A 25,379-nucleotide genomic window follows, 5' to 3' on the forward strand; every position below is an offset into this window, starting at 1 on the left:
AATTAAGGAGAAATTGTGGGGTTTCATTTTAATTTTAAGCGCATTTCTTGATTAAATATTGCAAAATAATGAAAAGCTTCGCATGATTAGCACAATTTCACAGGATCTTATAAGTATTTATGAAATCTGAACGTGGCATGGGGTTTCTTGCCTTAATTTTTTCTATTATTGTCATTTCTATCTTTGTAGCATTTAGTATCTATTTGATTAGATTAGACAATATTGTACGCGACAAGTTTGAAGGTCAGCGCTGGGATATTCCGGCCAAGGTCTTCGCACGTCCGATGGAAGTGTACGTGAATGCCCCAGTCAGCCTGCAGGATTTCCAACAAGAATTAAAATTACTCGGTTATAAAAATTCGGATAGTTATACTAAATCAGGCAACTTTGTCACCACGGGTAATACCCTGTATGTGCATACACGCGGCTTTGATTTTGGTGACCGGGTTGAACCGGAACAAATATTGAAAGTCAGTTTCAGTGGTGAACAGATTGCAGAAGTCAGCGCAACCAAACCGTCTTCAAGCGGTATTGCACGTTTAGAACCTTTATTAATAGGCGGGATTTATCCGCAGCATAACGAAGACCGTGTGCTGATCAAGCTAAATAAAGTGCCTAAGCCCTTGATCGAAGCGCTGATCGCGACTGAAGACCGTAAGTTCTATGAGCATCATGGGGTTTCACCGCGTGGTATTGCGCGTGCCGTGGTCAGCAATATTACCGGTGGTAAACGTCAGGGCGGCTCAACCTTAACCCAGCAACTGGTTAAAAATTTCTATTTGACCCCTGAGCGCACTTTAAAACGTAAAGTGAATGAAGCCTTTATGGCGATGCTGATTGAATTGCATTATGACAAGAATGAAATTCTGGAAGCTTATCTGAATGAGGTAAATCTCGGCCAGAATGGTAACTACTCCATTAATGGTTATGGTCTGGCATCGCAGTTTTATTTTGGCCTGCCACTGCGTGAACTGAATATTTCCCAGCAAGCATTTCTGGTGGGTTTAGTCCAAGGTCCGAGTCTATATAACCCATGGCGCAATCCTGAAAGTGCGAAAAAACGTCGTGATATCGTCCTGAATAATATGTTGGTGATGGGCTACCTGACTCAGGAACAATATGAAAAAGAAACCGCACGTCCGTTAAATGTTATTTCAAAACCGACTTTAGGCCCTGCCCGCTTCCCGGATTTTCTGGATATCGTACGTCGTCAATTACGTACAGATTATCAGGAAACCGATCTGACCAATCAGGGTCTGCGAATTTTCACCACTTTAGATCCTTTAGCCCAAACCAGAATTCAGGACAGCTTTAAAGAGACGGTGGCGCGTTTAAGAAAATCCAATCCGGGTCGCCTGAAAGATTTACAAGGTGCGGTATTGGTATCGCATCCGGAAAATGGTGAGCTGGTAGCCGCAGTAGGTTCTACTCAAGATTTTACCGGCTTTAACCGTGCAGTCGATGCTAAGCGTCAGGTTGGTTCCCTGTTAAAGCCTGTGATCTACCTGAGTGCACTGGAATCAAACCGTTATCACTGGGCGAGCCCGATTGAAGACAGTGAAATCAGCATCAAAAGTGACGGCAAAACCTGGACACCGAAAAACTATAGTGGTCGTGGACATGGTGTCATTCCAATGTCGCAGGCATTATCGCAATCTTATAACCTGTCCACTGTGCGTTTAGCACAAGAATTTGGCCTGTCTACCTTTATTAATCATCTGAAAAAATTTGGTGTAACTTCAGATATCCCATCTTATCCGTCGATTTACTTAGGTGCGGTAGATATGTCCCCGATGGAAGTGATGAATATTTACGGCAACTTTGCTACAGGCGGCTTTAAATACCCAACCAAAGCGATTCGCTCTGTGGTGGATGCCAACGGCCGCTCTCTGGATCGTTATAGCCTGAGTGTGCAACCGACCATTGATCCGGCTTCTGCTTATGCTCTGAATTATGGCTTACAACAGGTCATGTCGAATGGTACAGGTCGTGCAGCCTATAACAGCTTACCACGTAGTCTGAATCTTGCCGGTAAATCCGGTACCACGAATGACAGCCGTGACTCATGGTTTGCCGGATACTCAGGTAATTATATGACCGTGGTTTGGCTCGGTCTGGATGACAACAAAGTCACTGGCTTGACCGGTTCTTCAGGTGCCCTGCCCGTGTGGACCAATGTCATGAAACAACTACGCCAAAAACCGGTGAATTTACCACAGCCGAATGAAATCGAATGGCATTGGCTGGATCGTTATACCGGTCATTTATCGGCACAAGGCTGTGAAGGCGCCATGTATATCCCGATTTCGCGTCATGCCCTGCCAAATCAGGCGACTGCCTGCGGCATCTCGCACTATGCGACGGAACCTTATGATATTGATTCAGAACCTGCGCCATCTGATGCTGAACAGGATGATATGAGTCGCTACATACAAGAAAGTGAAACAGAAATAGAACGCGATCTTGAGAGCGAAACCCGTATTATCGCCAGTGGAAGTTATAGCCATTAATTGAGTCTATGTTTATGTTAAGAAAAATCCTCCCTGGTTTGCTCATCCTCAGTCTGGTGGGCTGCCAAAGTATCTCTGAGCCAGAAAAGCCAGTTACCCCAGTCAAGCCTGCGACGGAAAAACCTAAGGCAAAAACGCCAGACAGCGTAGTGATTACGCCTTATGACCGTCCTGACATTAAACGTCAGAAAATTGTCATTCCTGAACAGAAGCCGAAAAGCCAAAAGTTTGATGATGGCCGTAATCTGCCGGCTTTCAAGAGTCTGATGCAGCAAACCCAGCAGGCCTATACCAAGCAGCAGTTTGCTCAAGCTGAAGCTTCTGCAACTCAGGCACAGCGACTGGCCCCTCAGGCACCGGAAACGTATTTATACCTGGGCATGATCGCCAACCGTAAAAATCAGCCAGCAAGCGCCGATGCTTTTGCCTTACGTGGCCTGAGTTATGCACAATCTAGTGCTATGAAAAAGCAGCTTTGGCAAGTACGCCTTAAATCTGCTCAGTTGCGGAAAAATGCCAAAGCGATTCAGCAAGCTCAACAGGCACTGAAAAAGCTTTAAGATAATTTTCTATAGAAACTGACTTACCAATAGAAAGTTTATTTTCTAAATAAAGTGTTTAAATATAGCGAATGCCGGCAATGCCATAAGCATGCTGGCTTTTTGCATAATCGAGTTCTTCAGCTTTCATTCCGCCCAAAGCAAGAACCGGAATCTGTACCTGCTCTGCCATTTGCTTGAATTGCTCCCAGCCTAGCGCAGGTGTGTCCGGATGCGTTGCGGTCGCCAGTACCGGACTCAGTAAAGCCGCTTCACAGCCGATCTGTTCTGCATGCATTAAAGCGGTCAGGTCATGACAAGCCGCTAGATAACGATAGCCAGATTTCAATTCACTTTGTTTCAAGTTCATCAATTGAGTCTGTTTTAGATGAATCGTGCGAATCGTCTGCTGCTGCAATTCATTCAGTTGTGACCAAAGCTGCTGATTAATGATTAACTTGGAGAGTTGATCTACCGGATATTGCTGTAATTGCATGATCCGTTCAGGCGTTGCTTCCACGCGCCAATACAACATTTGATCTGTATCCAGACTTGATAAAATATCCAGATCTTCAGCTATCTTGATGCGCTGCGGCCATTGCAGCTTTTGGATCATGGACTGATTGGCTTTCGGAAAATTCAGCCGACCAAGTTCTTCTCGGCTGTACCAGCGCCAAGGCTGTTTGATTTCAGCCAGTTGAGCAGGCTGTACTGAAGCATGGAAAATATGCAAATTGACGATGAGATCTTCATATTCATAGGAGATAAAATCAGAGGCATGCCAACGTTCAATATCAACGCCGACCTCTTCCATCACTTCGCGGCGACATGCCTCGACTGGTAATTCGCCCTGTTCAACTTTTCCGCCTGGAAATTCATATTTATTGCCCTGATGCTGCTTGGCCTCACGCCAGCCGACGAGAACCTGATTTTGATAAAATAAAAGCGCAATTGCGACATGAATCGTAGCTTTAGTCATGATGTACAGAACCGTTAAAGTTTTACAGATTGTAAGCAAATTAGAGTTTTTTATAAATTGCTCAATATTTCGTTGACAGACCTATTCGATAATGATTATCATTTAAATCAATCCAAAACACACCACGGAGTCGACGGAATGAACGCCCCATTTAGCCTATTTACCCGTAACAATGATACTCACCATGCCTTGCCAATGCTGCACTCCAACAATCTTTTTGCACTGGGTCGTGAAATCCGGATCATGCATGCCGGCGAAGAATACCGCTTGCGTCTGACCCGCAATAACCGTCTTATTCTGACCAAATAATTAAATCAGTTCTAATAATAACAAACGTGGGAAGCAGCAGTATGAATCAGCGCATACTGCTTTTTAATCTTCTGATCATGAGATTTGCTATTCAGGCTTAAAACTCAATGACACTTTAAGTCCACCCAAGTCCGACGGCGCATAATCAATTTTAGCTACATGCAGTGCCATAATTTTCTGGCAAATGGATAGGCCTAAACCTGAACCCTGAGTTCGCGTACCCAAAGCACGATAAAAACGTTCACCCAAACGTTCCAGCACATCATCAGTAATCCCCTCTCCTGAATTTTCAATCAGCAACTGTATCTGTTTCTGCTCAATAACTGTTCGGATCTCGACCTGTCCCTGTTGTGGCGTATAACGGATCGCATTGTCGACCAGATTGCGAATACAACTAAAAATCAGTTCTGGATTCGCTTCGATCACAGCATCCTCAAGTTTTAGATTCCAATGAATGTCTTTTTCTTCTGCAAAAGGCTGCAAGGCCTGCAAAGCCTCCTGAACCAGATTCTTAAGATTAATCGTTTGCGTTGCTAATTGCCCTGTTCGCTCCGGATCGAGTCGTGCCAGTAAAAGTAAATTTTCCAGTACCTGCGTGCCGCGGTTGACATCATTATGGATCAACTGTAATGCCTGAGGGAGCTGTGCATCATCTTGATATTTGCGTTTTAAAACCTGTAGACGCATTTGAATCGCAGACAGTGGCGAACGCAGCTCATGTGAAGCATCTGCAGTAAAACGCTGTTCAGCAGCCAGTGATTTCTCCAGCCGGCCGAGCATGGCATTCAGCTGACGAATGATCGGTTGCAGTTCAGTGATTTCAGGGTCAGGTGTTTTAATAGGACTCAGATCCTGAGCAGTCTTGGAACCAATGGCACGCGAAATCTTGTTTAATGGCTGTAACTGGCGTTTGACCGAGACCCTTAGAATCAGCCATTGCACTAGCCATAAAGTGAATAAGATCCCGGCAAAGCCCAAAGTAGTTTGCCAGAGTTCATCGAAACGTACTGAAAGTGGCTGTACGATTTTGACCTGAAGGTCGTCATCTTCCGCAGTCAGTATCCGGATAAAATGACCATTTTCATAAGCAAACTGAAAGCCGTTGTTCTGTGCTTTTGGAATGGTATTAATTAATTCATCATCAATCGAAGTAGTCAGTATCTGCTGATCTAGCAACAAGGCATACTGGATATCGAACTGTTCACTGAGTTCATCGACCTGGGCGTCTTTGGCCTGGGTCACATCGCCAAGCAGCAACTCAGAAATCTGCTCCATTAATTCATCATGCAGCTGACTGGCTTGATAACTGGAAATTCCCAATAACAGCAGCCAGGCCAATATTCCAGCCAATATCGAACTGAACAGCGCATGTTTGATCAGTTTAGTTTGCAAGGAAATAGCAGCTGACATAGGTTTATACCTCAGCCTTATGCATGCGATAGCCCAGACCGCGAATAGTCTTGATCATCTGGCTGCCGATTTTTTTACGCAGCTGATAGATAAATACTTCAATGGCATTACTTTCAATTTCATCACCCCAGGCGTACAGCGATTCTTCCAGCTGTTCACGGGTGACAATATGTTCAGGCTGCTGCATCAGCTTGTATAGAATTTGAAATTCCTTCGCAGTCAGATTCACAGCTTGACCTTCTTTAGTTAGGGTCTTGGCTTGAGTGTCCAGACTGAGATCCTGCCATTGCAGGATATGATTCGGTGTTTGCTGTTTCTGTCTGAGTTGGGCACGAACTCGGGCCGAAAGTTCTTCCAGACTAAAAGGTTTGACCAGATAATCATTCGCGCCTAAATCCAGACCTTCAACCCGGTCATCAATACTGTCTTTGGCCGTAATAAAAATCACCGGCGTATCTTGATGTTGGCTGCGCAAAATTTTCAGAATGTCATCTCCAGTGGCATTCGGCAGGCCACGATCCAGCAGAATACAGTCATATTTATGCTGCTCAATCGCTAGGATCGCATGATCACCACGCTCTACCCGATCAATCACATAACCGTCCATTTCCAGCCAAGTCTGGATACTGTCTGCCTGAGACTGATCATCTTCCGCCAAAAGAATACGCATATTCTGCTCCGTTTGCTTCCTTGTTCTATCTTGCCTTGAAAAAGTTCCAGGCTCAAAAAAACCACATGCTTTTTGGTAACTTGCATGTGGTTTTTTGTCGCTGTGTTCAAATTGATTTCAGCAAATCAGGCGATATTAGAAACGAACCTGATCAACCTCAATTTCAACACGTTTTGCCGGTTTATAATCAATGTCGATTTCACCTGTGATGATTACCGGTGTTTTGGCTGAAATCGGTTTGCCTTGCCAAAGTTCATCATCAATCTCAACAGTAATAGTTCCTGTGCTGTCTCGGAACTGGTATTTTTCATCACCGACCGCTTTCACGACATAACCTTTAAGCTGAACCTTACTGTCATCTTTCATGGCCAGTGCCTGTTTGACTGTGGTCGATTTAGCAAAAGCAGCCTGATTCACAGCCGTGTCACTACTTGCTATCGTAGCTGTCGCGATAGAACCCATCAATGCAGCTGCCAAAACCGTATTTATCATCATTTTCATCGCAGTTACCTCTTTAAAGTCTTGCCTTGTTTCGATGATGCTATTAAAACAGCCAAAGATGAATTGAATCTTAAGATTGCTTCATTTTCAAAATTAATTTAAGGGCACCACTCTCAGGACTTCTTCAAGCGTAGTGACACCTTCCAGAATCTTGCGCGCGCCGGCAATTCTGAGCGGCTCTACCCCTTCTTTTTTCGCCTGCTGACGCAGCTGGTTCAGATTAGCATCGGCACCAATCAGCTGTTTAGTGGTCAGACTCAGTGGCATAAACTCATAAATCCCAATACGGCCTTTATAGCCGGTATGCCGGCATTCTTCGCAGCCCACCGCCTTAAAGACAAATTCCGGTCGCGGCAAAGGATAATCGGCTGCCAGATGCTGCCATTCCTGTTCATTCAGGAAGCTTTCCTGCTTGCAATGTGGGCAGAGTTTACGCACCAGACGCTGAGCCAGAACACCCAAGATGGTTGCTGCTGTCAAAAATGGCTGTACGCCCAGATCATGCAGACGGGTCAGACTCGACGGCGCATCATTGGTATGTAAAGTCGATAGAACCAGGTGACCGGTCAATGCTGCCTGAATCGCCATATTGGCAGTGTCCTGATCACGGATCTCCCCGACCATGATAATGTCCGGATCTTGACGCATCAGGGCACGCACGCCGTCAGCAAAGCCTAGATCGATGCCGTTATTGACCTGCATCTGGTTAAAGCTGGGTTCCAGCATCTCGATCGGGTCTTCAATGGTACAGACGTTGACCTGTTCAGTCGCCAGCTGCTTCAAGGTTGAATAAAGCGTAGTAGTTTTACCGGAACCGGTTGGGCCGGTCACCAGAATAATACCATGACTGTGACTGGTGAGATTATTCCAGTCATTGAGCAAATGGCCTTCAAAACCGAGTTGCTGGAAGCTTCTCACCAGCACTTCCGGATCGAAAATACGCATCACCAGTTTTTCACCAAAGGCGGTCGGCAAGGTCGACAGACGCAGTTCAGTTTCCTGTCCTTTAGGTGTCCGGGTTTTCAGGCGGCCATCCTGTGGCTTACGTTTTTCCGCCACATTCATCCGGCCCAGAATCTTGATTCGGGAAATGACGGCGGTCAATGTATTGGCCGGCATGTTGTAAATCGTATGCAGCACCCCATCAATCCGGAAACGGATCTTGCCGGTGTCTTTACGTGGTTCCATATGAATATCACTGGCACCTTGTTCAAAAGCAAATTGCAGCACCCAGTCCACCAGTTTGACAATATGCTGGTCATTGGCATCCGGATTCTGGGAATCGCCCAGTTGCAGCAAGGCTTCGACGCCCTTATTTTCCCGGTCATAGGCAGACGATTTTTGTGAACCACTAACTGCACGACTGACCTGATAATATTCAGTAATATAACGTTGTAATTGTTCTGGATTCAGTAATACCCGTTGTATTTTTTTTGGTGCAATATTCTGTTCGAGATTCGACACCCATTCGGTTTTATAAGGCTGATCCGTAGCGATCAGAACTTTGTCTGCCTGTATTTCCACTGCCAAAATATGGTTGCGCAGTGCATATTCCTGCGACATGACATGGGTCAATGCCTGTACATCAGCTTTAAGCGGATCAATGATATAGAACATCAATCCGGTTTTTTCTGCCAGCCACTGACATAAACGGTTCAGAGTCAGTGTTGTTTGAGGATGGGACTGATCGACCAGATTAAAATTAGCAATCCACTGTAAAGGGTGCCATTTTAGGTGTTCACGTTGCCGATGAGTGGTTTGTACCAGCATCCGGTCACGTTCACTGATTTTACCGTCTTTAAAGAGTTGGTCTAGACACCATGCCGTATCAATTTCAAAGTCAAATTTCATTATTATCAGTCCCCAAACTTGCCTCCACTATAACAAGTTTTTGCAGTTTTTCGCATGCTCCCCACCTGTTGAATGTACGTTTCTATTTCAATCTCAAAAAGAAAGTAAATAATGGATTTGATTACTACCGCAACATTTTTGATCTATGCAAACTCTATCTCGTCGCATATATTTTTAAATAATCAACTCTTAGCTTGCTGAGGTCACAGATGGATTTGACTGCGGTTCCCCTGCATGCGCATTCTTTTCATGAACTGCTCACGATACTCACCTCGGCATTAGGCTGCGGCCTATTGATTGGTCTGGAGCGGGAACGGCATAAGCAACGCGAACAGCAACCGAGTTTTGCCGGCTTACGTTCCTTTGCGATCTGTGCTTTATTGGGCGCACTGTGTTTCCTGTTTGGAATCGTGATTGCTGTAATAGGTGCTTTGATCGTGGGTGGCATGGTCATTTTATCCATAAAAAATCAGCCAGATGACCCGGGCATTACCACAGAGCTTGCATTTGTGATGACCTATTTTATTGGCGCCATGTGTTTATGGAATATTCCTCTGGCAGCCGGTCTTTCTGTGCTCTTAACCGGTATTTTGATGGCCAAACATACCATGCACAATATTGCCGGAAAATGGATTAAAGAAGCCGAGTTCAGGGATGGACTGTTATTACTGGCCTTGATTTTGATTGGTCTACCGCTTACTCCTGACCGACCTTTCTGGGGTGAAGTGCTTAACCCTTATCTTATTCTCAAATTACTGACCTTAATTTTAGTGGTACAAGCTCTGGCGCATATTGCGAAACGCTTTTTCTCGACTAAAAATGCCCTGATGCTGTCCTCTATTGCTTCCGGTTTTGTTTCCAGTACAGCCACCATCGCTCAGTTAGGTTTACAGGTCCGTAAAGGTGAAATGGATGCACGATCGAATGCCGGCGCCGCACTGATGTCCTGTATCTCGACCATCGTACTGCTATTGATTGTGGTTGGAGGGGTATCATGGAGCTGGCTGAAAATCCTGCTTTTGCCCTCTTTAGTTGCCGTAATCCTTCTGGCAGCCTGTGCGTTTTTATTATTGCGCAAGGCAAAACCTGCGCCGAGCATGGAATCATCAGACAGCCAGATGTTTAGCTTAAAAGAAGCTGTGATTATTGCAGTCACATTAACATTGATTCAGGCTGGAGTTTACGGACTGGAGGTCTGGCTCGGGGATGCCGGCTTACTGGCCGGGACCTTACTCGCCTCTCTGTTCGAGATTCATGCCGCGATGGCGAGTGTCGTCGTTCAAGGTGATCCCTCCAATATGCGTCTGATTTATGCCCTGCTTTTAGGTCTGGGTGCTCATGCCCTGGCCAAATCAGCCAATGCCGCTTTGACCGGTGGCTGGAAGTTTGTACTTTATTTTGCACCGGTGCAGATTTTACATATGGCGGTGTTGATTGGGGTTTTGTGGTGGAACCTATAATCTAGGAAGGAATATGCTGGATAGCAACAATTAGCACTTGCTGAGCATGAATTTTGAAATGGATATCAACATTTGCAAACTTCATCCCATATACCCGTTCTTCATCTTCCTGATATGCAGGTCTTGGATCTAAAGATAAGACAGCTTCCAGTTCCTGAATAGTCTGCACAGAAATTTTTCCATTTCCTAGTAATTGTTGCTTTTGCTGCTCCGCTTCATCGCTCCAAATGACGGTTTTACGTGGTGGTTCATCCTGTGCATAACCGCTTTGTGCTTCAATGATGGCATCCGAATATTGAATATAAGGTTTGATATCCATAATTGGCGTGCCATCGAGCAAGTCACTCCCTGTCACATACACTCGAACATGTTTGCCCACTTTTCTCACTTCTTTGAGTTTGACCACAGATAAACCAATCGGTGATGGACGATACATGCTGCGCGTAGCAAACACGCCTATTTTCTTGTTACCACCCAAACGCGGCGGACGCACTTGTGGACGAAACTGGCTGTTGTGCTGGTTTTTATTGTCATGAAATTGCCAGACCAGCCACAAATGACTGAATTCTTCAATTCCCTCAAAGGCAAGCAGGTCATTATAGGGCCCGACCATTTCAATATAGCTTTCGACCTGAACCAGATTCGGCTGACGAGGAATACCAAATTTTTCTTTATAGGGAGAACGCATATAACCAATAATCGGCAGCGTCAGTTCAGTCATCATCACTTTTTTTGATAAGCTCAATTAAATATATTCAGTTTATCGAGAATGAATTTAGATTAGAATAGCAAGCTGTTCTAATTTGATAATTTATTGAGACCTTTAATGGCTGCTTTTAACGTCGAAAAGATTACTCACGTCCACCACTGGAATGATACTTTATTCTCTTTTAAAACGACTCGTGACACTGCTTTGCGTTTTAAAAACGGTCAGTTTGTAATGATCGGCCTTGAAGTCAATGGCAAGCCGTTAATGCGCGCATATTCAATTGCAAGCGCCAACTACGAAGAAGAGTTAGAGTTTTTCTCAATTAAAGTGCCGGATGGTCCACTGACTTCGATTTTACAGAAAGTCAAAGTCGGCGATGACATTTTGGTGTCTAAAAAGCCAACAGGTACACTGGTACTTGATGACTTAAACCCAGGTAAGAATTTGTATCTGCTTTCTTCTGGTACTGGTCTTGCACCGTTCCTGTCGACTATTCGCGATCCAGAAACTTACGAGCGTTTTGAAAAAATCATCGTGGTTCACGGTACCCGTTTCATTTCAGAACTGGCTTATCAAGATTTGATCCTGAATGAAGTGCCGAATCATGAATTCTTCTCTGAACTCGGCGCGAAAGAAAAATTGGTATATTACCCAACCGTAACCCGTGAAGAATATCCAAATCAAGGTCGTGTAACCACTGCGATTGAAACCGGCGAACTGTTTGAAAAAATCGGTCTGCCACGTTTCAACCCGGAAACTGACCGTGCCATGTTATGTGGTAGCCCGGCATTCCTAGATGACGTTGCTGCGCTTCTTGACCAACACGGTCTGAAAGAATCTCCAAAAATGGGCGTTCTAGGTGACTACGTGATTGAACGTGCATTCGTAGAAAAATAAGATTTGCTAAACTAAAAAACCGGACTTTTAAGTCCGGTTTTTTATTGGAACCATCACTAAATAATTAACGATCGCGACCTTCCTGGTTTGCAGAACCTGAACAGCCTGCGCCACCTGCAATGATGAAACCCGTTTGCGCTTTACATGAACCAATCATACGGCCATGAGAGTCAAATGTAGTTACTGACGATGCACAGCCCGTCAATACAACAGTCGCTACAAGTGCAATAAGTGCTGATAATTTCATGATATTCCCCTTTATTATTTACGGTTTTAAATTAATCTGATTTTGACTTGGTGGCGTTGGTAACAGGCCTGTATTCGCATCTGGCGTATTGTAATTCACACCTAAGGCATCGCCTGAACCACTACAATGTGCACTTGCGGTCGAAAGTAGGCCACGCGTCGCCATACATGAACCGATGATTTTTCCTGTTGCATCATAAGTCACGACTTTGGAACTACAAGCGGCTAGCCCCGATATTGCCAATATTGAAAAAATTTTAATTAAATTCACATTAACCCTCGCACGATGCAAAAAACTAAATTATTAAAATTTATGTATATTTTCTGAATTTCGCCAGAGATTCTAATTTAATTTGTTTATTTGTAAAGCTTTATTTTTCAAATATTATAAAAATGGAAATAAATAAAAAGCTGCCCTTTAGGACAGCTTTAAATATAAAAATTAGCTGGATTTATGTTTTAGTGATCTTTCTTCAAGAGACTGCTTAATCACTTGATAACCTGATGTTATGCCGAGTGTGGCGATAATCACAGCCACAATAATATCTGGCCAAAGACTGCCTGTACCAAATACGCCTACGGCTGCCAAAATGACCGCAAAGTTGCCAATTGCATCATTACGGCTACAGAGCCAGACCGACCGCATATTGGAATCACCTTCACGAAAAGCATAAAGAATTGCTGCTGTAAATACATTCGCCACTAAGGCTAGGACGCCAATCAGGCCCATTGTCAGTGCTTCAGGTGGAATGCCTTGCAGATAGGCGTAAATCACTTTGCCAATCACTACCAGACCAAACAATGCCATAGTCATCCCCTTTACCAAAGCGACTGTTGCCCGCCAATACAGACTCGCACCAAATACAGCCAAAGAAATCCCGTAATTGACGGCATCACCAAAGAAATCTAGCGCGTCTGCCCACAAGGCTGATGAATGTGCATATGCACCACCGATCAGCTCCACTACAAATAAAGTGAAGTTTACCAGCAAGGCAATCCATAGCGCTGCTCTAAATTTGCTGTTGGGCTTGATGGGTGCCGGTTCAGGACTACAACTACAGGCCATATCATTCCCCCGATGATTTTTTATCCAAAATACGATAAATTGATTAGAAACTATGGACTAACTCCAAGGTCAAGCATGAGGGCGATATGTCAGTTTATTTGATTTCAGAAATGGCCAAAAAAACTGGTCTAAGCACCGATACATTACGTTTTTATGAGAAAAAAGGCTTTATTCAGCCGAATTTTCGAGCAAGTAATCAGTATCGTTATTATGGTGAAGACACATTAAAAAGACTGCTTTTTATCAAGCGTTGTCGTGCCTTGGACATGTCATTAAAAGAGATTGAAACCCTGATTCAACTTGAACAAAATCCTGAGCAGGAGTGCTGTGCCGTCAACCAGCTGATTGATCAACATCTTTCGGATATTTCAAATAAAATTAAAGAATTACAGATATTTGAACGACAACTGATCACACTGAGAGAAAGTTGCAATACCCCGACCACCATTGATCATTGCCAGATTTTAAAAACGCTTGAAAACCCTGAAAATGATTGAATGTTGAAGACATTTTATGGAGGATTCTCTACTTAAAATAAAACCTTGTTTTACATCCAAATCGCATATTTCCGAGTGATTTACTAGGTTGAATCCAAATTCCAGATGATTAGAATAAAGCCGTACTTTTTATATGTCTTTCGATTTGATCATGAGCATTACCACTGTTACCGAACTTCTCTCACCTGCTGGCTCACTGAAAAATATGCGCTATGCCTTTGCTTATGGTGCAGATGCAGTCTATGCCGGTCAGCCGCGTTATAGCTTGCGGGTTCGGAATAATGAATTTGACCATGACAATCTCGCCATTGGCATTAAAGAAGCACATGAACTCGGCAAAAAGTTCTATGTGGTGGTCAATATCCAGCCGCATAACTCCAAGCTGAAAAATTTTATTCGTGATTTAGCGCCTGTAGTGGCGATGCAGCCGGATGCGCTGATCATGTCCGATCCAGGTCTGATCATGCTGGTGCGTGAACATTTTCCAAAGATGGATATTCACCTGTCGGTTCAGGCCAATGCCGTGAACTGGGCAACCGTGAAATTCTGGAAAAACATGGGGCTGACCCGTGTCATTCTGTCACGTGAACTGTCGATTGAAGAAATTGCAGAAATCAAACAGCAAGTGCCCGATATGGAGATTGAGGTCTTTGTTCATGGCGCATTATGTATGGCCTACTCTGGCCGCTGCATGTTGTCCGGTTATATGAATAAACGTGATGCCAATCAGGGTGCCTGCACCAATGCCTGCCGCTGGGAATATAAAGTTCTGGATGCCAAGGAAGATGAAACCGGTGATGTCATTCCAGTAAAAAATCTGGATTCAGGCTGCTGCTCTAAAGATGCTGATGAACAGCACATGCAAGAACAACATCAGTTTGATGAGCCTGTGCTATTGCAGCGGAATGATGAAGATATGTTTGCCGCAGAAGAAGATGAACACGGCACTTATTTCATGAATTCTAAAGATCTACGTGCAGTCCAGCATATAGAGCGCTTAACTAAAGTGGGTGTGCATTCACTGAAAATCGAAGGCCGTACCAAGTCTTATTTCTATTGCGCCCGTACTGCTCAAATTTACCGTAAAGCGATTGATGATGCGCTTGCGGGTAAACCTTTTGATCCGTCACTGATGACACAATTGGAAGGCTTAGCGAATCGTGGTTATACCGAAGGTTTTCTACGCCGCCATGTGCATAGTGAATATCAGAATTATGAACATGGTTCTTCCAGTTTTGATCATCAAATTTTCTGCGGTGAAGTACTGGAGCGCAATGGAGATTACATCAAGATCGATGTGAAAAACCGTTTTATCGTCGGTGACTCACTCGAACTGATGACGACTAAAGGCAATATCACTTTCAATTTAACCGAAATGAAAGACAAAAAAGGTAATCTGATCGAAGACGCCAAAGGTTCAGGTCATATCGTTGAGATTCCAGTTCCGGCAGATGTTGATATGCAATATGCCCTGCTGATTCGTAATCTGCCAAGCTCGACTATGGATATTTCGGCATCTTCACTGGCTTATCAAGCGAGTTAAATATGGCACTACTAATTACCGACAAATGCATCAATTGCGATATGTGTTTACCGGAATGCCCAAATGACGCGATTTATGAGGGTGCGAAAGTTTATGAAATTGATGTGAACCGTTGTACAGAATGCGTCGGTTTTTATGAGCATCAGACCTGTGTAGATGTCTGTCCGATTGAATGCATTGTTCCACATCCGGAGTATCGGGAAACACAAGAACAATTACTGGAAAAATTTAAGGGTTTGAACTTATTTAAATCTTAAAAATGAAGCGATGGAATAAACATTGCTTTATATAAAAACAACCTTGGGGAAAGTATAAAAATAAGGGTTGAAAACAAAAACTGTGCAGAGGAAAGGAACAGCTGAAAGTGCGTGGGGACACTTTTGGCTGTTCCAATAATAAATATAAAAAAAGGAACTCGGGTGTTAGCGTCCTGAGTTCCTATAAAGCGATAATAATGTATTTATAAGATATAGCACCTCGGTTTTGGGGAACCCAGGTGCTATTTTTTTATTGTCCTGAACGGATGATGTAATCAAAAGCAGACAGTGATGCCTTGGCACCTTCACCGGTGGCAATGATGATCTGCTTGTAAGGCACTGTGGTACAGTCACCTGCCGCAAACACACCTTTGACATTGGTTTCGTTGCGGTCGTTAATCACAATCTCGCCACGGTTAGTTAATTCAACAGCCGTTTCTTTCAGGAAGTCCGTATTTGGCAACAAACCGATCTGCACGAAGATCCCTGCAAGTTCTACTGTATGCTCTTCATCTGTGGCACGGTCTTTGTATTTCAGACCCGTCACCTGTGAACCGTCACCCAGCACTTCAGTCGACAAGGCATTCTTGATCACGGTGGTGTTCGGCAAGCTGTTCAGTTTGTCTTGCAGCACCTGATCCGCACGCAATTTGGTATCAAATTCCACCAAAGTTACATGCTCTACAATCCCTGCCAGGTCGATCGCAGCTTCCACCCCCGAGTTACCACCGCCAATCACGGCGACACGTTTACCCTTAAACAGTGGGCCATCACAGTGCGGACAGTAGGCCACACCACGAGTTTTGTATTCCTGCTCACCTGGAACGTTCATCTCTCTCCAGCGTGCGCCGGTCGACAGAATCACGGTTTTAGATTCCAGTTTGGCACCATTCTCTAACGTGACTTCCACCAGACCATTGGCCGTTTCATCTGCACCTTTGATGTTAGAGACACGTTGCAGGTTCATGATGTCGACACCATATTCACGCACGTGGGCTTCCATCTCGGCTGCAAATTTAGGACCTTGGGTCTTCTGTACAGACGTAAAGTTTTCAATGTCCATGGTATCCATGACCTGACCGCCCATACGTTCAGCCACGATCCCGGTTTTAATGCCTTTACGTGCTGCATAGATGGCAGAGGTATTCCCCGCAGGGCCGCCACCGATCACCAGGACATCAAAGGCATCTTTGGCATTCAGTTTTTTCGCATCTTTGGCAGCGGCATTGCTATCCAGTTTGGCAATGATTTCTTCCAGCGTCATACGACCCTGACCAATATGCTGGTTGTCCTGGAATACCATCGGCACCGCCATGATCTTGCGTTCTTCGACTTCGTCCTGGAAGAAAGCCCCATCAATCATGGTCGCTGTAGTGCCCGGGTTATAGATGGCAATCAGGTTGAGTGCCTGAACCACATCCGGACAGTTATGGCAACTTAAGGATACAAACACATCGAAATTAGATTGAACACCCAGGCTTTTAATATTCGCCAGTACTTCATCAGAGACTTTTGGTGCATAACCGGAAGTTTGCAGCAATGCCAGAATCAGCGAAGTGAATTCATGGCCCATTGGCAAGCCTGCAAAGAATACACGTGGTTCCTCACCAGCTTTTGCAATCCCGAAACTTGGCGCACGTGCATTGGTCCCGTCAAAGCGTGCAGTGACCAGGTCAGACAGTGCAGCCACTTCGGACACCAGTTCCTGGATTTTGGCTGATTTGTCAGAGCCATCCAAAGTCGCCACCAGTTCAATCGGGCCTTCTAGGCGTTCTAATAAGGTTTTAAGTTGGGCTGAAGTATTTTGATCTAACATTGCTAACGTCTCCAAAGGAGTAAATGTTTACTTGATAACAGGATATTAAATGAATTGAATAAATAGGTAAAACAGTTTGTTTTTATTTTATTGATCGATATTTTAGATTATTAATCCAATCATAGATTTTATGCTGCCTTATTTTAATTTTTGGGCGGTATTGAGCAAGTTGAATAGGTTATCTTAAAAATAGCGTTGAAATTCCATCAAAAAATGCTCCCTATTCAGGAGCATTTTGGAAAATTAATGAATGCGCTGTTCGATACGGAGTGATCGGCCCTTGATTGAATTGGCCAAGAAAAACAAGATTAGACTGAGTAATGCCGATAAAATAGCAACACCAATAATGACCAGATTCGTGATCTGACTTAACTGATCCGCCTGTTGCACCTGCGTATTTACACTCTTGGCGACCGGTGTCATCGCTTGACCATAGACCTGTTGCTGCATGGTCCAGATTTGTTCAGGCTTGAAACCATATTGTTCAAATTTAGGATCCTGTTTTTCTGCTTCAACCAAATTTAAAACATAAGGTTTTGCGGCAGATAAATCTTGAGGCTTATGCAGCAATGCCGTTTGCGCCAGTAAATAAGACTTTACTGGTGGTGCAATCTCTGAATCGGCCAGATAACGGGCGATTTCACTGTCATTGATATTGCTGTCGTAATACACCACTTGCTGATAAGCATCATCCCGATCATTACGTAGATCATGCTGCCAGTAAGTCAATCCTGACCAGATCACGATAAAAGCAATCAGCCAAGCGACAAATTTCAGCACAAAAGACTGAAAGCGTACATAAAAGAAACGCAACTTTTTCAGTAAGCCAATCACAAAAAATGCGCCGATAAAAGAGGCAAAAATTTTAATAATCAGCCAGCCAAACCAGCTCAGCAAACTAAAAAAATAATCCGGACTATCACCAATGCTGGCCAATGTGGCATCTACACTGACCGGTAAATGCAATTGCTGTACTTGGGTACTCAGGCCAAAAAAGCCATAGACCAGTTCCTGCTGGAAAAATAGGCTGATCAATGAGGCTATAAATATGGTAGAAGTAGTCAAACCCAATAGCATCAAATTGCGTTGACGTTTCTTGAGTGCAACTACCCCCTGCTTGATGTCCTGAGGCTTAACGGCGTATTCATCTAAGGGCGGCAATCTCTACTCCTTCTTTCAGATTTTGGCCCTACCTGATTTAGTTGGGCGTGGATCCACTGGTACTTGATTCAATCACCAAATGATTCAGATTATCTTGCAAAGCTTTCAAACGCACGGTTGCTTCTGTGCGTTTTTGTACACCTTCTTTCTGGATCTGAATCACATCATTTACAGTTTTAATGAGGGTATTTTGCACATGTTCAAGCGTTTCGATGTCAATCACCGAGCGCTGGTTGGCTTTAGCCGTATCAACCGAGTTCTGATGTAACAGGTCAGCATTACGGCGCAGCAGCTCATTGGTGGCATCATCAATGGTATTGGCCAGCTGTACACTGTTCTTCTGTTCGCTCAATGAAATTGCGAGACTGATCTGGTTTTTCCACGCCGGTAAAGTAATGTTTTTGATCGCATAGAACTTGTCGACCAGCATCAGGTTATTCGACTGGATAATCCGGATCATTGGCAAGGTCTGCATGGCAGATTGCTGCAATACCTGTAAATCACTGACACGTTTTTCCAGATTATTGGCCAGATGGTTCAGGTCATAAATTTTCTGGGTGGTGCTCTGATCTTGCGGCAAGGCGGTTAAAGTGGAAATTTCCTGCTGCAGCTCCTGTTCGCGTAAACGGCCTGCGGCGATATGTACCCCGAGCTGTTTATATTCATCCTGTACCCCGTCAAACATTTTATCCAGGGTATCAACACGTGCTTTCAAACCGGATTGCGAGGTTTCAATCTCTTTCACCAGTACATCTAGCTGCTCTTTAGTGGTATTGAAATGCGCATCAAAGTTATCTTTCGCACCTTTGAATTTGCTAATGATATTGCCAAAAAAACCCGAACTTTTCTTTTTATTGAGAATACTGCTGGTATTCAGCTGCTGAGCCACCTGTACCACCTGATTCAGCTTCTGTCCTGTCGCATCCAGATCTCTATTTTGCACCAGATTCAGTAATTCATCGGTATAGGTCGAAGTTTTGGTCGCAATATTTTTGCCATATTCAGCCACGCTGTTATGACTCATGTTCTGCAACTCTTTACGTGCAGCCAGCACCTCCTGAAAGTCAGCAGGCTGTAAGCCCAGTTCTTTCAGGTCCATTTGCTGGAATTTTTGTTCGACCAGTTCATTCGAGCTTTCAACAGGTAAATTTACTAAATCAGACTTGGTCATAGTTCACCTTATATTGTTATGTTTTCGAGGGTTTCTCGAGGGAGTTTTTTAACGTTTTAATCAGACTCTCACGGCTATTATCAAGTTTTTCCAGATCACTTGTCGAGTGTTTCGTCTGGCTTTGTTTGACATGATATTGCCAAGCTGGAATCAAAACCTGCTGTGCTTCCTTAAAACGATCCAGCAGGCTAAAGGAAAGCTGCTGCGAAAGCTGCATCTGGGTAATGGCGATGTCATTACTGCTTTGCAAGGTACGTAGGGTATTAATTTTCTTGGAGAGGCGTTCTGAAAAATTATCCAAGGGATGCTGGTTTTTGACGAATAGCGGATATTCAGACAGAAACTCATCTGCTGCGACAATGTGCTTGGCCATCTGTTCGCGCAACCCCAAAAGCTGCTGAAAACGTGACTGCGATTTCTGAATTTCAATCTGTAATTTACGACTTAAGTGATCGGCCTGGTCCAGTAAACGATCCAGTCGTTGATAATATTCCACCTGACTTGAGCCATAATCCAGATCGATGCCCAGCCATTTCTGTAGAGCATTAAATTTACGTTTTTTCAGATATTTTTTAGATTCTGCCAAGGCATGAATCAATTGCTCAATGGTCTGGCTTAACTGTTGGGTCAAGTGCGGATCTACACCATTCAGTAGAACGGACTGTGCCTGAATCAGAGCATCTGCATAATGATTCAGCCCATATTGATTATCCAGTACAGGCACAAGCTCATTACGCTTAATCGCCAGAATTTCCTCACGATCAAGCATCATGTCAGTCAAGGCAGGTAGAGCTTCAAAGCGCGACATGGTTGAGGCGATATCCTTTAAAAAAGTGAAACAAAGAAGTCTAGAACATCTTTGAATGTAGCAAAAAAACAGACCGCGTTGTGTATATTTATCCAGAAATTCGTTACATCACTTTAACTAAATCCATGTTTTATCTTTATTTTAATTATGATTTTGGCAATACGATTCAATTGCAGAGATAAATGACTACATTGCATTTTGAGAATTATTTAACTTTAAGCATTTAGAACTTTAAAATGTATTCAATCTGATCTAAATGCTTACAACATCAGGTTTTACTTAAAATCCATATACAAAAAAAGCCATATTGCTATGGCTTTCAAGGATGATCCAACGCTGGCTTAAAGATAATCCCCTTCGCTCTCCGGCTGAAACAGCACTTTTTCAATGGTCACTTTCATGGTATTACCATCCGGTTGTGGCCATTCAATGGTTTGACCTTCTGCTAAGCCCAAAATGGCTGCACCTATCGGTGCGATGACATTGACCTGCCCCTTTTCACCTTTAAATTCGTGTGGGTAAACCAGTGTCACCTCAACAGCTTCCGTAGAAGGTGCAATGGTCAACAACACACGGGAATGCATGGTCACGATATTGCTTGCGATCGCTTGCGGCTCGACCACTTCGGCACGTGCCAATTCATCCTCTAAGCGGATCATGGTTTCGCTCAGCTTGCTCTGATTCTCCAGCATCGTTTCCAGACGATGTAAATCTTGCTCAGATAAAATAATGTTGGGTTTAGTCATCCTTATTACCTTGTTTAATGCATAAATGAAAAATTAATCAATCAACCGCCAGCAGCATTTTTAAATACAGGATTTACCCATATTCAAATGATACCGATCCATATAACGTTTAAATAAAAAGAATGATGTCATTCACGGCGCTTATATCAGCACCACCTTACAGTAACATGGGATTCACTCAAGCGCTTCATCTACCATGATCTTCAGCTCAATAACCTATTATTTTTAAAGTGTCAGGTTCTGAAAATAATTCCTGTAAATAATTTCAAGCAAAGCATGCAACGAATGCATTCATTCTTTTAAAGCATTTAAAAATACAAATAGTTGATAAAAGACTTTAAGCCAGATTGAGAAAAACTCAATATGATTTTATTGATGACTCAATCTCTTACGGCATGGAAATTGATCTATATAAGCCCGATCAAGTCTAAACATCTTTTACATCGTTATTTTTACAGCTATAAAAAAAGCTCCCGGTTGGGAGCTCCTTTCCGTTTATAAGCGATTATGCATAAACTGGGAATTTAGCACATACCGCTGCAACTTTCTCTTTCACCGCGTTGATAACAGCTTCATCGCCTTTAGCATCTAGGATGTCAGCGATCCAGCCTGCAAGTTCACGCACTTCAGCTTCGCCAAAACCGCGAGTTGTTACTGCAGGTGTACCGATACGGATACCTGAAGTGACGAACGGAGAGCGTGGATCGTTTGGTACAGAGTTTTTGTTCACAGTAATGTGAGCAGCACCTAACCAAGCGTCAGCTTCTTTACCTGTGATGTCTTGTTTGATTAAAGACAACAAGAACAAGTGGTTTTCAGTACCACCAGAAACTACGTCATAACCACGAGCGATTAATACTTCAGCCATTGCTTTCGCATTCACAACTACTTGTTGCTGATAAGCTTTGTATTCAGGTGCCATTGCTTCTTTGAAGCAGATTGCTTTCGCAGCAATCGCGTGAACCAAAGGACCACCCTGGTTGCCTGGGAATACAGCCGATTGAAGTTTCTTCTCGATTTCTTCGTTTGCTTTCGCAAGGATCAGACCTGAACGTGGACCACGAAGTGTTTTGTGAGTCGTAGTCGTAGTAACGTCAGCGATTTGCACCGGGCTTGGGTAAACGCCAGCGGCAACCAGACCTGCAACGTGAGCCATATCAACAAATAGGTAAGCGCCAACTTTGTCCGCGATGTCACGGAAACGCTGCCAGTCAACGATTTGGCTGTAGGCAGAGAAACCAGCAACGATCATGCGTGGCTTGTGCTCAAGCGCCAAACGCTCAACTTCTTCGTAATCGATCTCGCCAGTTTCAGGGTTTAAACCGTACTGAATCGCATTATATGTTTTACCAGAGAAACTTACTTTTGCACCGTGCGTCAAGTGACCACCGTGAGCAAGGCTCATACCCAGAACTGTATCGCCCGGGTTAAGAAGCGCTAAGTAAACTGCTGAGTTTGCTTGTGAACCAGCATGTGGCTGAACGTTAGCATAATCAGCACCAAAGAGTTCTTTAGCACGGTCAATCGCCAATTGTTCGATAACGTCTACATACTCGCAACCGCCATAGTAGCGTTTACCTGGGTAGCCTTCCGCATATTTGTTAGTAAGTTTTGAACCTTGAGCTTCCATAACTGCTGGTGAGCAGTAGTTTTCAGAAGCGATTAGCTCAATATGAGCTTCTTGGCGAGCATCTTCATTCGAGATTGCTTGAGCTAATTCTGGATCAAATTCAGCGATAGAGATATTGGCAAACATTAGCGAGGTCCTATTGATTTAGGGCTTTTAAGCCGTGCTAAGATTGGCGCGTATTGTAGCATGAAGTTTTAAATTTTCGATCATGAACTTTATTCAGTTTGCAATAAAAATGGCTCATGTCTAAAAAAACATGAGCCATTCAGATAAAAATAAGTTATTGAATTGGCATTAGAGATTTTACATCTGAAATAATATTAGGAATATTCAGTGCATAGACACTGCCATGATCCCATTTAGTTACATTTGACTCATCCGTAATATAACGTACTGAAGTTTGTTTCTGATTGGCGAGTGCAACTAAAACATCTGTTGCTGCTTTGGGAACGGTACTATCTGCTGAACCCTGATAAATAATCACTGGCGTAGAAACTTTAACAAGTAAAGGCTGAGAATCTTTTTCTAAGAAGCTCTTTACGACTGGAATACTCATAAAGTTAGTTTGAGTACGAGGATAATTATTTACTGAGTTATTATTTGATTGTGCATAAGCATACATTGCAGTACCAAATTTCTGGCCTAATACATCATAACAGTCAGTTTCTGCATTTTTTGCGATTTCATCGGTTGGCGTTTTAAAAATCTGACTATATTTCAAATTTGGGTTCGGGTTACGCAAACCGGCAACAATCAGTGCAGTAAAGGTATCTAAAGATGCTAAAGTTCCAATTTTTTTATCCAGATTTGTTTCTTGTCCCGCCTGTTGTTCACCTCCTGTCAAAATCAGATTGAAATTTGAAGCCGGTGCTAAAGCTACCGTACCTTTATAGGTCATCTTAGAAGCACGTGCTGCATATTGCGCAGCGCCTAAAGCTGCTTGGCCACCTTGAGAATGCCCTACTGCAACCCATTGATTAGACGCTTGTGAACCTAAATAGTTTCGTGCAGCCACGACTGCATCAGTAATAGAATAAGCTTCGCTTTTCAGATTCAAGAAAGGATGAAGTTCTTTTCCACTCGGCTCTCCTAAACCTTCATAGTCAGGTGCCACTACAATATAGCCAGCTTGGAGAAACCCGCCAATCATGGCTTTAATATAATCATTCAGCGCTTTTCGACTCGGCGCACACTGATCAGCTACCCCGGTAGTTCCATGTGCCCATGCCACAATTGGCCAGCCTGTAGCTGGAGGTGTTCCCTCGGGTGTGAAAACTAATGCAGTAGCTTGGGTTTCCTTACCATTAATTCCTAACATCTTATAAGTCATGATCACACTTTCGTCAGCGATCCCGGAGAAATCCGTTTGAGTATAGGCTACAGGTGTTGCCACGACTGGATTATCGATATTATTTACTGGGATGGCAGGTTTGGACTCGTAAAAACGATCATTATCACTATCATCGTTACAAGCAGTTAAGGCTACACTTAATGTGAGAAGAGTACAGGTCAATACTTGACGTTTCATCGATCTTATCCTTATCTTATTTATTATCATCTCTAATGAGTTTTTCTGGTTTTATCTTTAACAAACGATAAAACCATATCTAATTTCCCAATTTATCTAAACAATATCAAGAAAAGAATGCGTTATTTTTTCTATTAAATTCGCGTCAGTTTATATTTATTATGAAATCAGCAAACTTAAAAATAGAGAATTTCCCCTTTTCAGAACTATACAAATAGTCGTCATACGTTAAAAAGCCTGCAATTAATACAGAAATAAAGCAATTCAATTGTCAGTTGCAAAATAATAATGTTAGATTTTACTCTCCTCTCTTTTCAGGCACATTTCCGACATGCAGGCCATTATTCTTGATACCGAAACGCATACTTTAAATGGTCAACCCATCGAAATTGCTTATGCGCCTGTCGAAATTGTAGAGCATAAAATCAGTCTGGATAAAAGCCGCCTGTTTGATCAGCTTTATTCATGTGACGAAGCCATTTCTTTTGCTGCCATGGCCGTGCATCATATTCTGGAATCGGATCTGGAAGGTCAGCCGCATTACACTACCTTTCGCCTACCTGATGAAACCGTCTACATGATCGGCCATAATATTGATTATGACGTCCGTGCCATCGAAAAATGTGGCGTAGATACTTCAAAAATCAAGGCAATTTGCACCTTGGCTTTAGCTCGTCGGGTCTGGCCAGATGCGGAAGCACACAATATTTCTGCACTGATCTATATGATCACCAAAGGCAGCGAAAGAGCGCGTGAAATGATCCGTAAAGCGCATCGTGCCGATATGGATATTATTTTAACTGCCAATATTTTAATGCATATTGTCCATCATTTAAAAATCAACAGTATGCAGGAATTATTTGATGCTTCTGAAGATGCCCGAATTCCACGTACGATTAATTTTGGTAAACATCGCGGCACCGCTATTGCAGAACTACCTGCTGACTATGTTCAATGGTTGTTGCGTCAGGATGAACTGGATCCTTATTTGCGCAAGGCACTTGAAAATACGGCGATCACGACATTATAGATTTTATCAAAATAAACCTCTGTATTTTAATAAATACTTCATATT

Annotated in this window: 25 protein-coding genes; 9 read left to right on the forward strand and 16 right to left on the reverse strand. The window is 43.4% G+C overall.

Annotation, left to right across the window (positions count from 1 at the left end; all coding sequences use genetic code 11):
- The first annotated feature begins 119 nt into the window (after positions 1-119).
- Together mrcB and Q9R21_RS06185 are read left to right on the forward strand one after the other, a co-directional pair.
- Positions 120-2,510: a penicillin-binding protein 1B gene (gene mrcB / locus Q9R21_RS06180; protein ID WP_311203921.1), complete on the forward strand. Its 2,391-nt coding sequence runs from the start codon at positions 120-122 to the stop codon at positions 2,508-2,510.
- Positions 2,511-2,524: 14 nt separating this feature from the next.
- Entirely contained in the window at positions 2,525-3,070 is a 546-nt protein-coding gene (locus Q9R21_RS06185; RefSeq protein ID WP_005103606.1) for a hypothetical protein, read from the forward strand.
- A gap of 58 nt (positions 3,071-3,128) precedes the next feature.
- Here Q9R21_RS06185 and Q9R21_RS06190 read toward each other — a convergent pair whose 3' ends face one another.
- Positions 3,129-4,028, reverse strand: coding sequence for an NUDIX domain-containing protein (locus tag Q9R21_RS06190; protein WP_311203922.1), 900 nt, complete (start codon positions 4,026-4,028; stop codon positions 3,129-3,131).
- Positions 4,029-4,166: 138 nt separating this feature from the next.
- On the opposite strand from Q9R21_RS06190, the gene hemP reads away from it, so the two are divergent.
- Positions 4,167-4,337, forward strand: a complete 171-nt coding sequence (gene hemP, locus Q9R21_RS06195; protein WP_004645578.1) for a hemin uptake protein HemP — start codon at positions 4,167-4,169, stop codon at positions 4,335-4,337.
- Between the two features lie 87 nt (positions 4,338-4,424).
- On the opposite strand, the gene Q9R21_RS06200 is transcribed toward hemP, so the two are convergent.
- The 4 genes from Q9R21_RS06200 to Q9R21_RS06215 form a co-directional block, all read right to left on the reverse strand.
- A complete protein-coding gene (locus tag Q9R21_RS06200; RefSeq protein ID WP_311203923.1) occupies positions 4,425-5,747 on the reverse strand; it encodes an ATP-binding protein in 1,323 nt (440 codons plus the stop codon).
- Between the two features lie 4 nt (positions 5,748-5,751).
- On the reverse strand, positions 5,752-6,417 hold the full coding sequence (locus tag Q9R21_RS06205) for a response regulator transcription factor (RefSeq protein ID WP_114541951.1): 666 nt from the start codon (positions 6,415-6,417) through the stop codon (positions 5,752-5,754).
- Between the two features lie 135 nt (positions 6,418-6,552).
- On the reverse strand, positions 6,553-6,918 hold the full coding sequence (locus tag Q9R21_RS06210) for a NirD/YgiW/YdeI family stress tolerance protein (RefSeq protein ID WP_004645581.1): 366 nt from the start codon (positions 6,916-6,918) through the stop codon (positions 6,553-6,555).
- Between the two features lie 93 nt (positions 6,919-7,011).
- On the reverse strand, positions 7,012-8,769 hold the full coding sequence (locus Q9R21_RS06215; protein ID WP_311203924.1) for a GspE/PulE family protein: 1,758 nt from the start codon (positions 8,767-8,769) through the stop codon (positions 7,012-7,014).
- Between the two features lie 209 nt (positions 8,770-8,978).
- On the opposite strand from Q9R21_RS06215, the gene Q9R21_RS06220 reads away from it, so the two are divergent.
- Positions 8,979-10,229, forward strand: coding sequence for an MgtC/SapB family protein (locus Q9R21_RS06220; RefSeq protein WP_213687477.1), 1,251 nt, complete (start codon positions 8,979-8,981; stop codon positions 10,227-10,229).
- Position 10,230: 1 nt separating this feature from the next.
- Here the strand turns inward: Q9R21_RS06220 and tsaA are convergent, their stop codons facing one another.
- The gene (tsaA, locus tag Q9R21_RS06225) at positions 10,231-10,950 is read right to left on the reverse strand and encodes a tRNA (N6-threonylcarbamoyladenosine(37)-N6)-methyltransferase TrmO (protein WP_044113030.1); all 720 of its coding nucleotides are present in this window, start codon (positions 10,948-10,950) and stop codon (positions 10,231-10,233) included.
- 105 nt (positions 10,951-11,055) lie between these two features.
- Between tsaA and Q9R21_RS06230 the strand changes: the two genes are divergently transcribed.
- Positions 11,056-11,835, forward strand: coding sequence for a ferredoxin--NADP reductase (locus tag Q9R21_RS06230; RefSeq protein WP_004279005.1), 780 nt, complete (start codon positions 11,056-11,058; stop codon positions 11,833-11,835).
- Between the two features lie 64 nt (positions 11,836-11,899).
- On the opposite strand, the gene Q9R21_RS06235 is transcribed toward Q9R21_RS06230, so the two are convergent.
- From Q9R21_RS06235 to Q9R21_RS06245, 3 genes are all read right to left on the reverse strand, one after another.
- Positions 11,900-12,082 (reverse strand): hypothetical protein, encoded by a 183-nt coding sequence (locus Q9R21_RS06235; protein ID WP_004279008.1) that lies wholly within the window; start codon positions 12,080-12,082, stop codon positions 11,900-11,902.
- Positions 12,083-12,100: 18 nt separating this feature from the next.
- On the reverse strand, positions 12,101-12,352 hold the full coding sequence (locus tag Q9R21_RS06240; protein ID WP_004279009.1) for a hypothetical protein: 252 nt from the start codon (positions 12,350-12,352) through the stop codon (positions 12,101-12,103).
- 171 nt (positions 12,353-12,523) lie between these two features.
- Complete coding sequence (locus tag Q9R21_RS06245; protein WP_311203925.1) at positions 12,524-13,147, reverse strand: cation transporter; 624 nt, start codon at positions 13,145-13,147, stop codon at positions 12,524-12,526.
- 86 nt (positions 13,148-13,233) lie between these two features.
- On the opposite strand from Q9R21_RS06245, the gene Q9R21_RS06250 reads away from it, so the two are divergent.
- The 3 genes from Q9R21_RS06250 (at position 13,234) to Q9R21_RS06260 (ending at position 15,444) form a co-directional block, all read left to right on the forward strand.
- The gene (locus tag Q9R21_RS06250; RefSeq protein WP_253102385.1) at positions 13,234-13,644 is read left to right on the forward strand and encodes a Cd(II)/Pb(II)-responsive transcriptional regulator; all 411 of its coding nucleotides are present in this window, start codon (positions 13,234-13,236) and stop codon (positions 13,642-13,644) included.
- Positions 13,645-13,777: 133 nt separating this feature from the next.
- Positions 13,778-15,187: a tRNA 5-hydroxyuridine modification protein YegQ gene (yegQ, locus tag Q9R21_RS06255; protein ID WP_216986218.1), complete on the forward strand. Its 1,410-nt coding sequence runs from the start codon at positions 13,778-13,780 to the stop codon at positions 15,185-15,187.
- A 2-nt stretch (positions 15,188-15,189) separates the two neighbouring features.
- Entirely contained in the window at positions 15,190-15,444 is a 255-nt protein-coding gene (locus Q9R21_RS06260; RefSeq protein ID WP_004645588.1) for a YfhL family 4Fe-4S dicluster ferredoxin, read from the forward strand.
- A gap of 250 nt (positions 15,445-15,694) precedes the next feature.
- Here the strand turns inward: Q9R21_RS06260 and ahpF are convergent, their stop codons facing one another.
- From ahpF to Q9R21_RS06295, 7 genes are all read right to left on the reverse strand, one after another.
- Entirely contained in the window at positions 15,695-17,260 is a 1,566-nt protein-coding gene (gene ahpF, locus Q9R21_RS06265; protein WP_311203926.1) for an alkyl hydroperoxide reductase subunit F, read from the reverse strand.
- 243 nt (positions 17,261-17,503) lie between these two features.
- On the reverse strand, positions 17,504-18,421 hold the full coding sequence (locus Q9R21_RS06270; RefSeq protein ID WP_311203927.1) for a hypothetical protein: 918 nt from the start codon (positions 18,419-18,421) through the stop codon (positions 17,504-17,506).
- A gap of 37 nt (positions 18,422-18,458) precedes the next feature.
- Positions 18,459-19,592, reverse strand: a complete 1,134-nt coding sequence (locus Q9R21_RS06275; RefSeq protein ID WP_005265752.1) for a toxic anion resistance protein — start codon at positions 19,590-19,592, stop codon at positions 18,459-18,461.
- 16 nt (positions 19,593-19,608) lie between these two features.
- Entirely contained in the window at positions 19,609-20,400 is a 792-nt protein-coding gene (locus Q9R21_RS06280) for a tellurium resistance protein (RefSeq protein WP_311203928.1), read from the reverse strand.
- Between the two features lie 341 nt (positions 20,401-20,741).
- The gene (gene rnk, locus Q9R21_RS06285) at positions 20,742-21,146 is read right to left on the reverse strand and encodes a nucleoside diphosphate kinase regulator (protein WP_004279022.1); all 405 of its coding nucleotides are present in this window, start codon (positions 21,144-21,146) and stop codon (positions 20,742-20,744) included.
- 505 nt (positions 21,147-21,651) lie between these two features.
- Positions 21,652-22,902, reverse strand: a complete 1,251-nt coding sequence (glyA, locus tag Q9R21_RS06290; RefSeq protein WP_005103619.1) for a serine hydroxymethyltransferase — start codon at positions 22,900-22,902, stop codon at positions 21,652-21,654.
- Between the two features lie 154 nt (positions 22,903-23,056).
- Positions 23,057-24,304, reverse strand: a complete 1,248-nt coding sequence (locus tag Q9R21_RS06295; RefSeq protein WP_311203929.1) for an alpha/beta fold hydrolase — start codon at positions 24,302-24,304, stop codon at positions 23,057-23,059.
- A gap of 331 nt (positions 24,305-24,635) precedes the next feature.
- On the opposite strand from Q9R21_RS06295, the gene Q9R21_RS06300 reads away from it, so the two are divergent.
- Positions 24,636-25,334 carry a 3'-5' exonuclease gene (locus tag Q9R21_RS06300; protein WP_311203930.1) on the forward strand — a complete coding sequence of 233 codons (699 nt, stop codon included), beginning with the start codon at positions 24,636-24,638 and terminating at the stop codon, positions 25,332-25,334.
- The last annotated feature ends 45 nt before the right edge of the window (positions 25,335-25,379 follow it).

It is taken from the genome of Acinetobacter sp. RG5 (assembly GCF_031844265.1).
Lineage (GTDB): Bacteria > Pseudomonadota > Gammaproteobacteria > Pseudomonadales > Moraxellaceae > Acinetobacter.

What these genes read in the sequence shown, in the direction of transcription:
- mrcB (WP_311203921.1), top strand. Translation starts at nt 120, where the DNA reads ATGAAATCTGAACGTGGCATGGGGTTTCTTGCCTTAATTTTTTCTATT.
- Q9R21_RS06185 (WP_005103606.1), top strand. Translation starts at nt 2,525, where the DNA reads ATGTTAAGAAAAATCCTCCCTGGTTTGCTCATCCTCAGTCTGGTGGGC.
- Q9R21_RS06190 (WP_311203922.1), bottom strand. Translation starts at nt 4,028, where the DNA reads ATGACTAAAGCTACGATTCATGTCGCAATTGCGCTTTTATTTTATCAA.
- hemP (WP_004645578.1), top strand. Translation starts at nt 4,167, where the DNA reads ATGAACGCCCCATTTAGCCTATTTACCCGTAACAATGATACTCACCAT.
- Q9R21_RS06200 (WP_311203923.1), bottom strand. Translation starts at nt 5,747, where the DNA reads ATGTCAGCTGCTATTTCCTTGCAAACTAAACTGATCAAACATGCGCTG.
- Q9R21_RS06205 (WP_114541951.1), bottom strand. Translation starts at nt 6,417, where the DNA reads ATGCGTATTCTTTTGGCGGAAGATGATCAGTCTCAGGCAGACAGTATC.
- Q9R21_RS06210 (WP_004645581.1), bottom strand. Translation starts at nt 6,918, where the DNA reads ATGAAAATGATGATAAATACGGTTTTGGCAGCTGCATTGATGGGTTCT.
- Q9R21_RS06215 (WP_311203924.1), bottom strand. Translation starts at nt 8,769, where the DNA reads ATGAAATTTGACTTTGAAATTGATACGGCATGGTGTCTAGACCAACTC.
- Q9R21_RS06220 (WP_213687477.1), top strand. Translation starts at nt 8,979, where the DNA reads ATGGATTTGACTGCGGTTCCCCTGCATGCGCATTCTTTTCATGAACTG.
- tsaA (WP_044113030.1), bottom strand. Translation starts at nt 10,950, where the DNA reads ATGACTGAACTGACGCTGCCGATTATTGGTTATATGCGTTCTCCCTAT.
- Q9R21_RS06230 (WP_004279005.1), top strand. Translation starts at nt 11,056, where the DNA reads ATGGCTGCTTTTAACGTCGAAAAGATTACTCACGTCCACCACTGGAAT.
- Q9R21_RS06235 (WP_004279008.1), bottom strand. Translation starts at nt 12,082, where the DNA reads ATGAAATTATCAGCACTTATTGCACTTGTAGCGACTGTTGTATTGACG.
- Q9R21_RS06245 (WP_311203925.1), bottom strand. Translation starts at nt 13,147, where the DNA reads ATGGCCTGTAGTTGTAGTCCTGAACCGGCACCCATCAAGCCCAACAGC.
- Q9R21_RS06250 (WP_253102385.1), top strand. Translation starts at nt 13,234, where the DNA reads ATGTCAGTTTATTTGATTTCAGAAATGGCCAAAAAAACTGGTCTAAGC.
- yegQ (WP_216986218.1), top strand. Translation starts at nt 13,778, where the DNA reads ATGTCTTTCGATTTGATCATGAGCATTACCACTGTTACCGAACTTCTC.
- Q9R21_RS06260 (WP_004645588.1), top strand. Translation starts at nt 15,190, where the DNA reads ATGGCACTACTAATTACCGACAAATGCATCAATTGCGATATGTGTTTA.
- ahpF (WP_311203926.1), bottom strand. Translation starts at nt 17,260, where the DNA reads ATGTTAGATCAAAATACTTCAGCCCAACTTAAAACCTTATTAGAACGC.
- Q9R21_RS06275 (WP_005265752.1), bottom strand. Translation starts at nt 19,592, where the DNA reads ATGACCAAGTCTGATTTAGTAAATTTACCTGTTGAAAGCTCGAATGAA.
- Q9R21_RS06280 (WP_311203928.1), bottom strand. Translation starts at nt 20,400, where the DNA reads ATGTCGCGCTTTGAAGCTCTACCTGCCTTGACTGACATGATGCTTGAT.
- rnk (WP_004279022.1), bottom strand. Translation starts at nt 21,146, where the DNA reads ATGACTAAACCCAACATTATTTTATCTGAGCAAGATTTACATCGTCTG.
- glyA (WP_005103619.1), bottom strand. Translation starts at nt 22,902, where the DNA reads ATGTTTGCCAATATCTCTATCGCTGAATTTGATCCAGAATTAGCTCAA.
- Q9R21_RS06295 (WP_311203929.1), bottom strand. Translation starts at nt 24,304, where the DNA reads ATGAAACGTCAAGTATTGACCTGTACTCTTCTCACATTAAGTGTAGCC.
- Q9R21_RS06300 (WP_311203930.1), top strand. Translation starts at nt 24,636, where the DNA reads ATGCAGGCCATTATTCTTGATACCGAAACGCATACTTTAAATGGTCAA.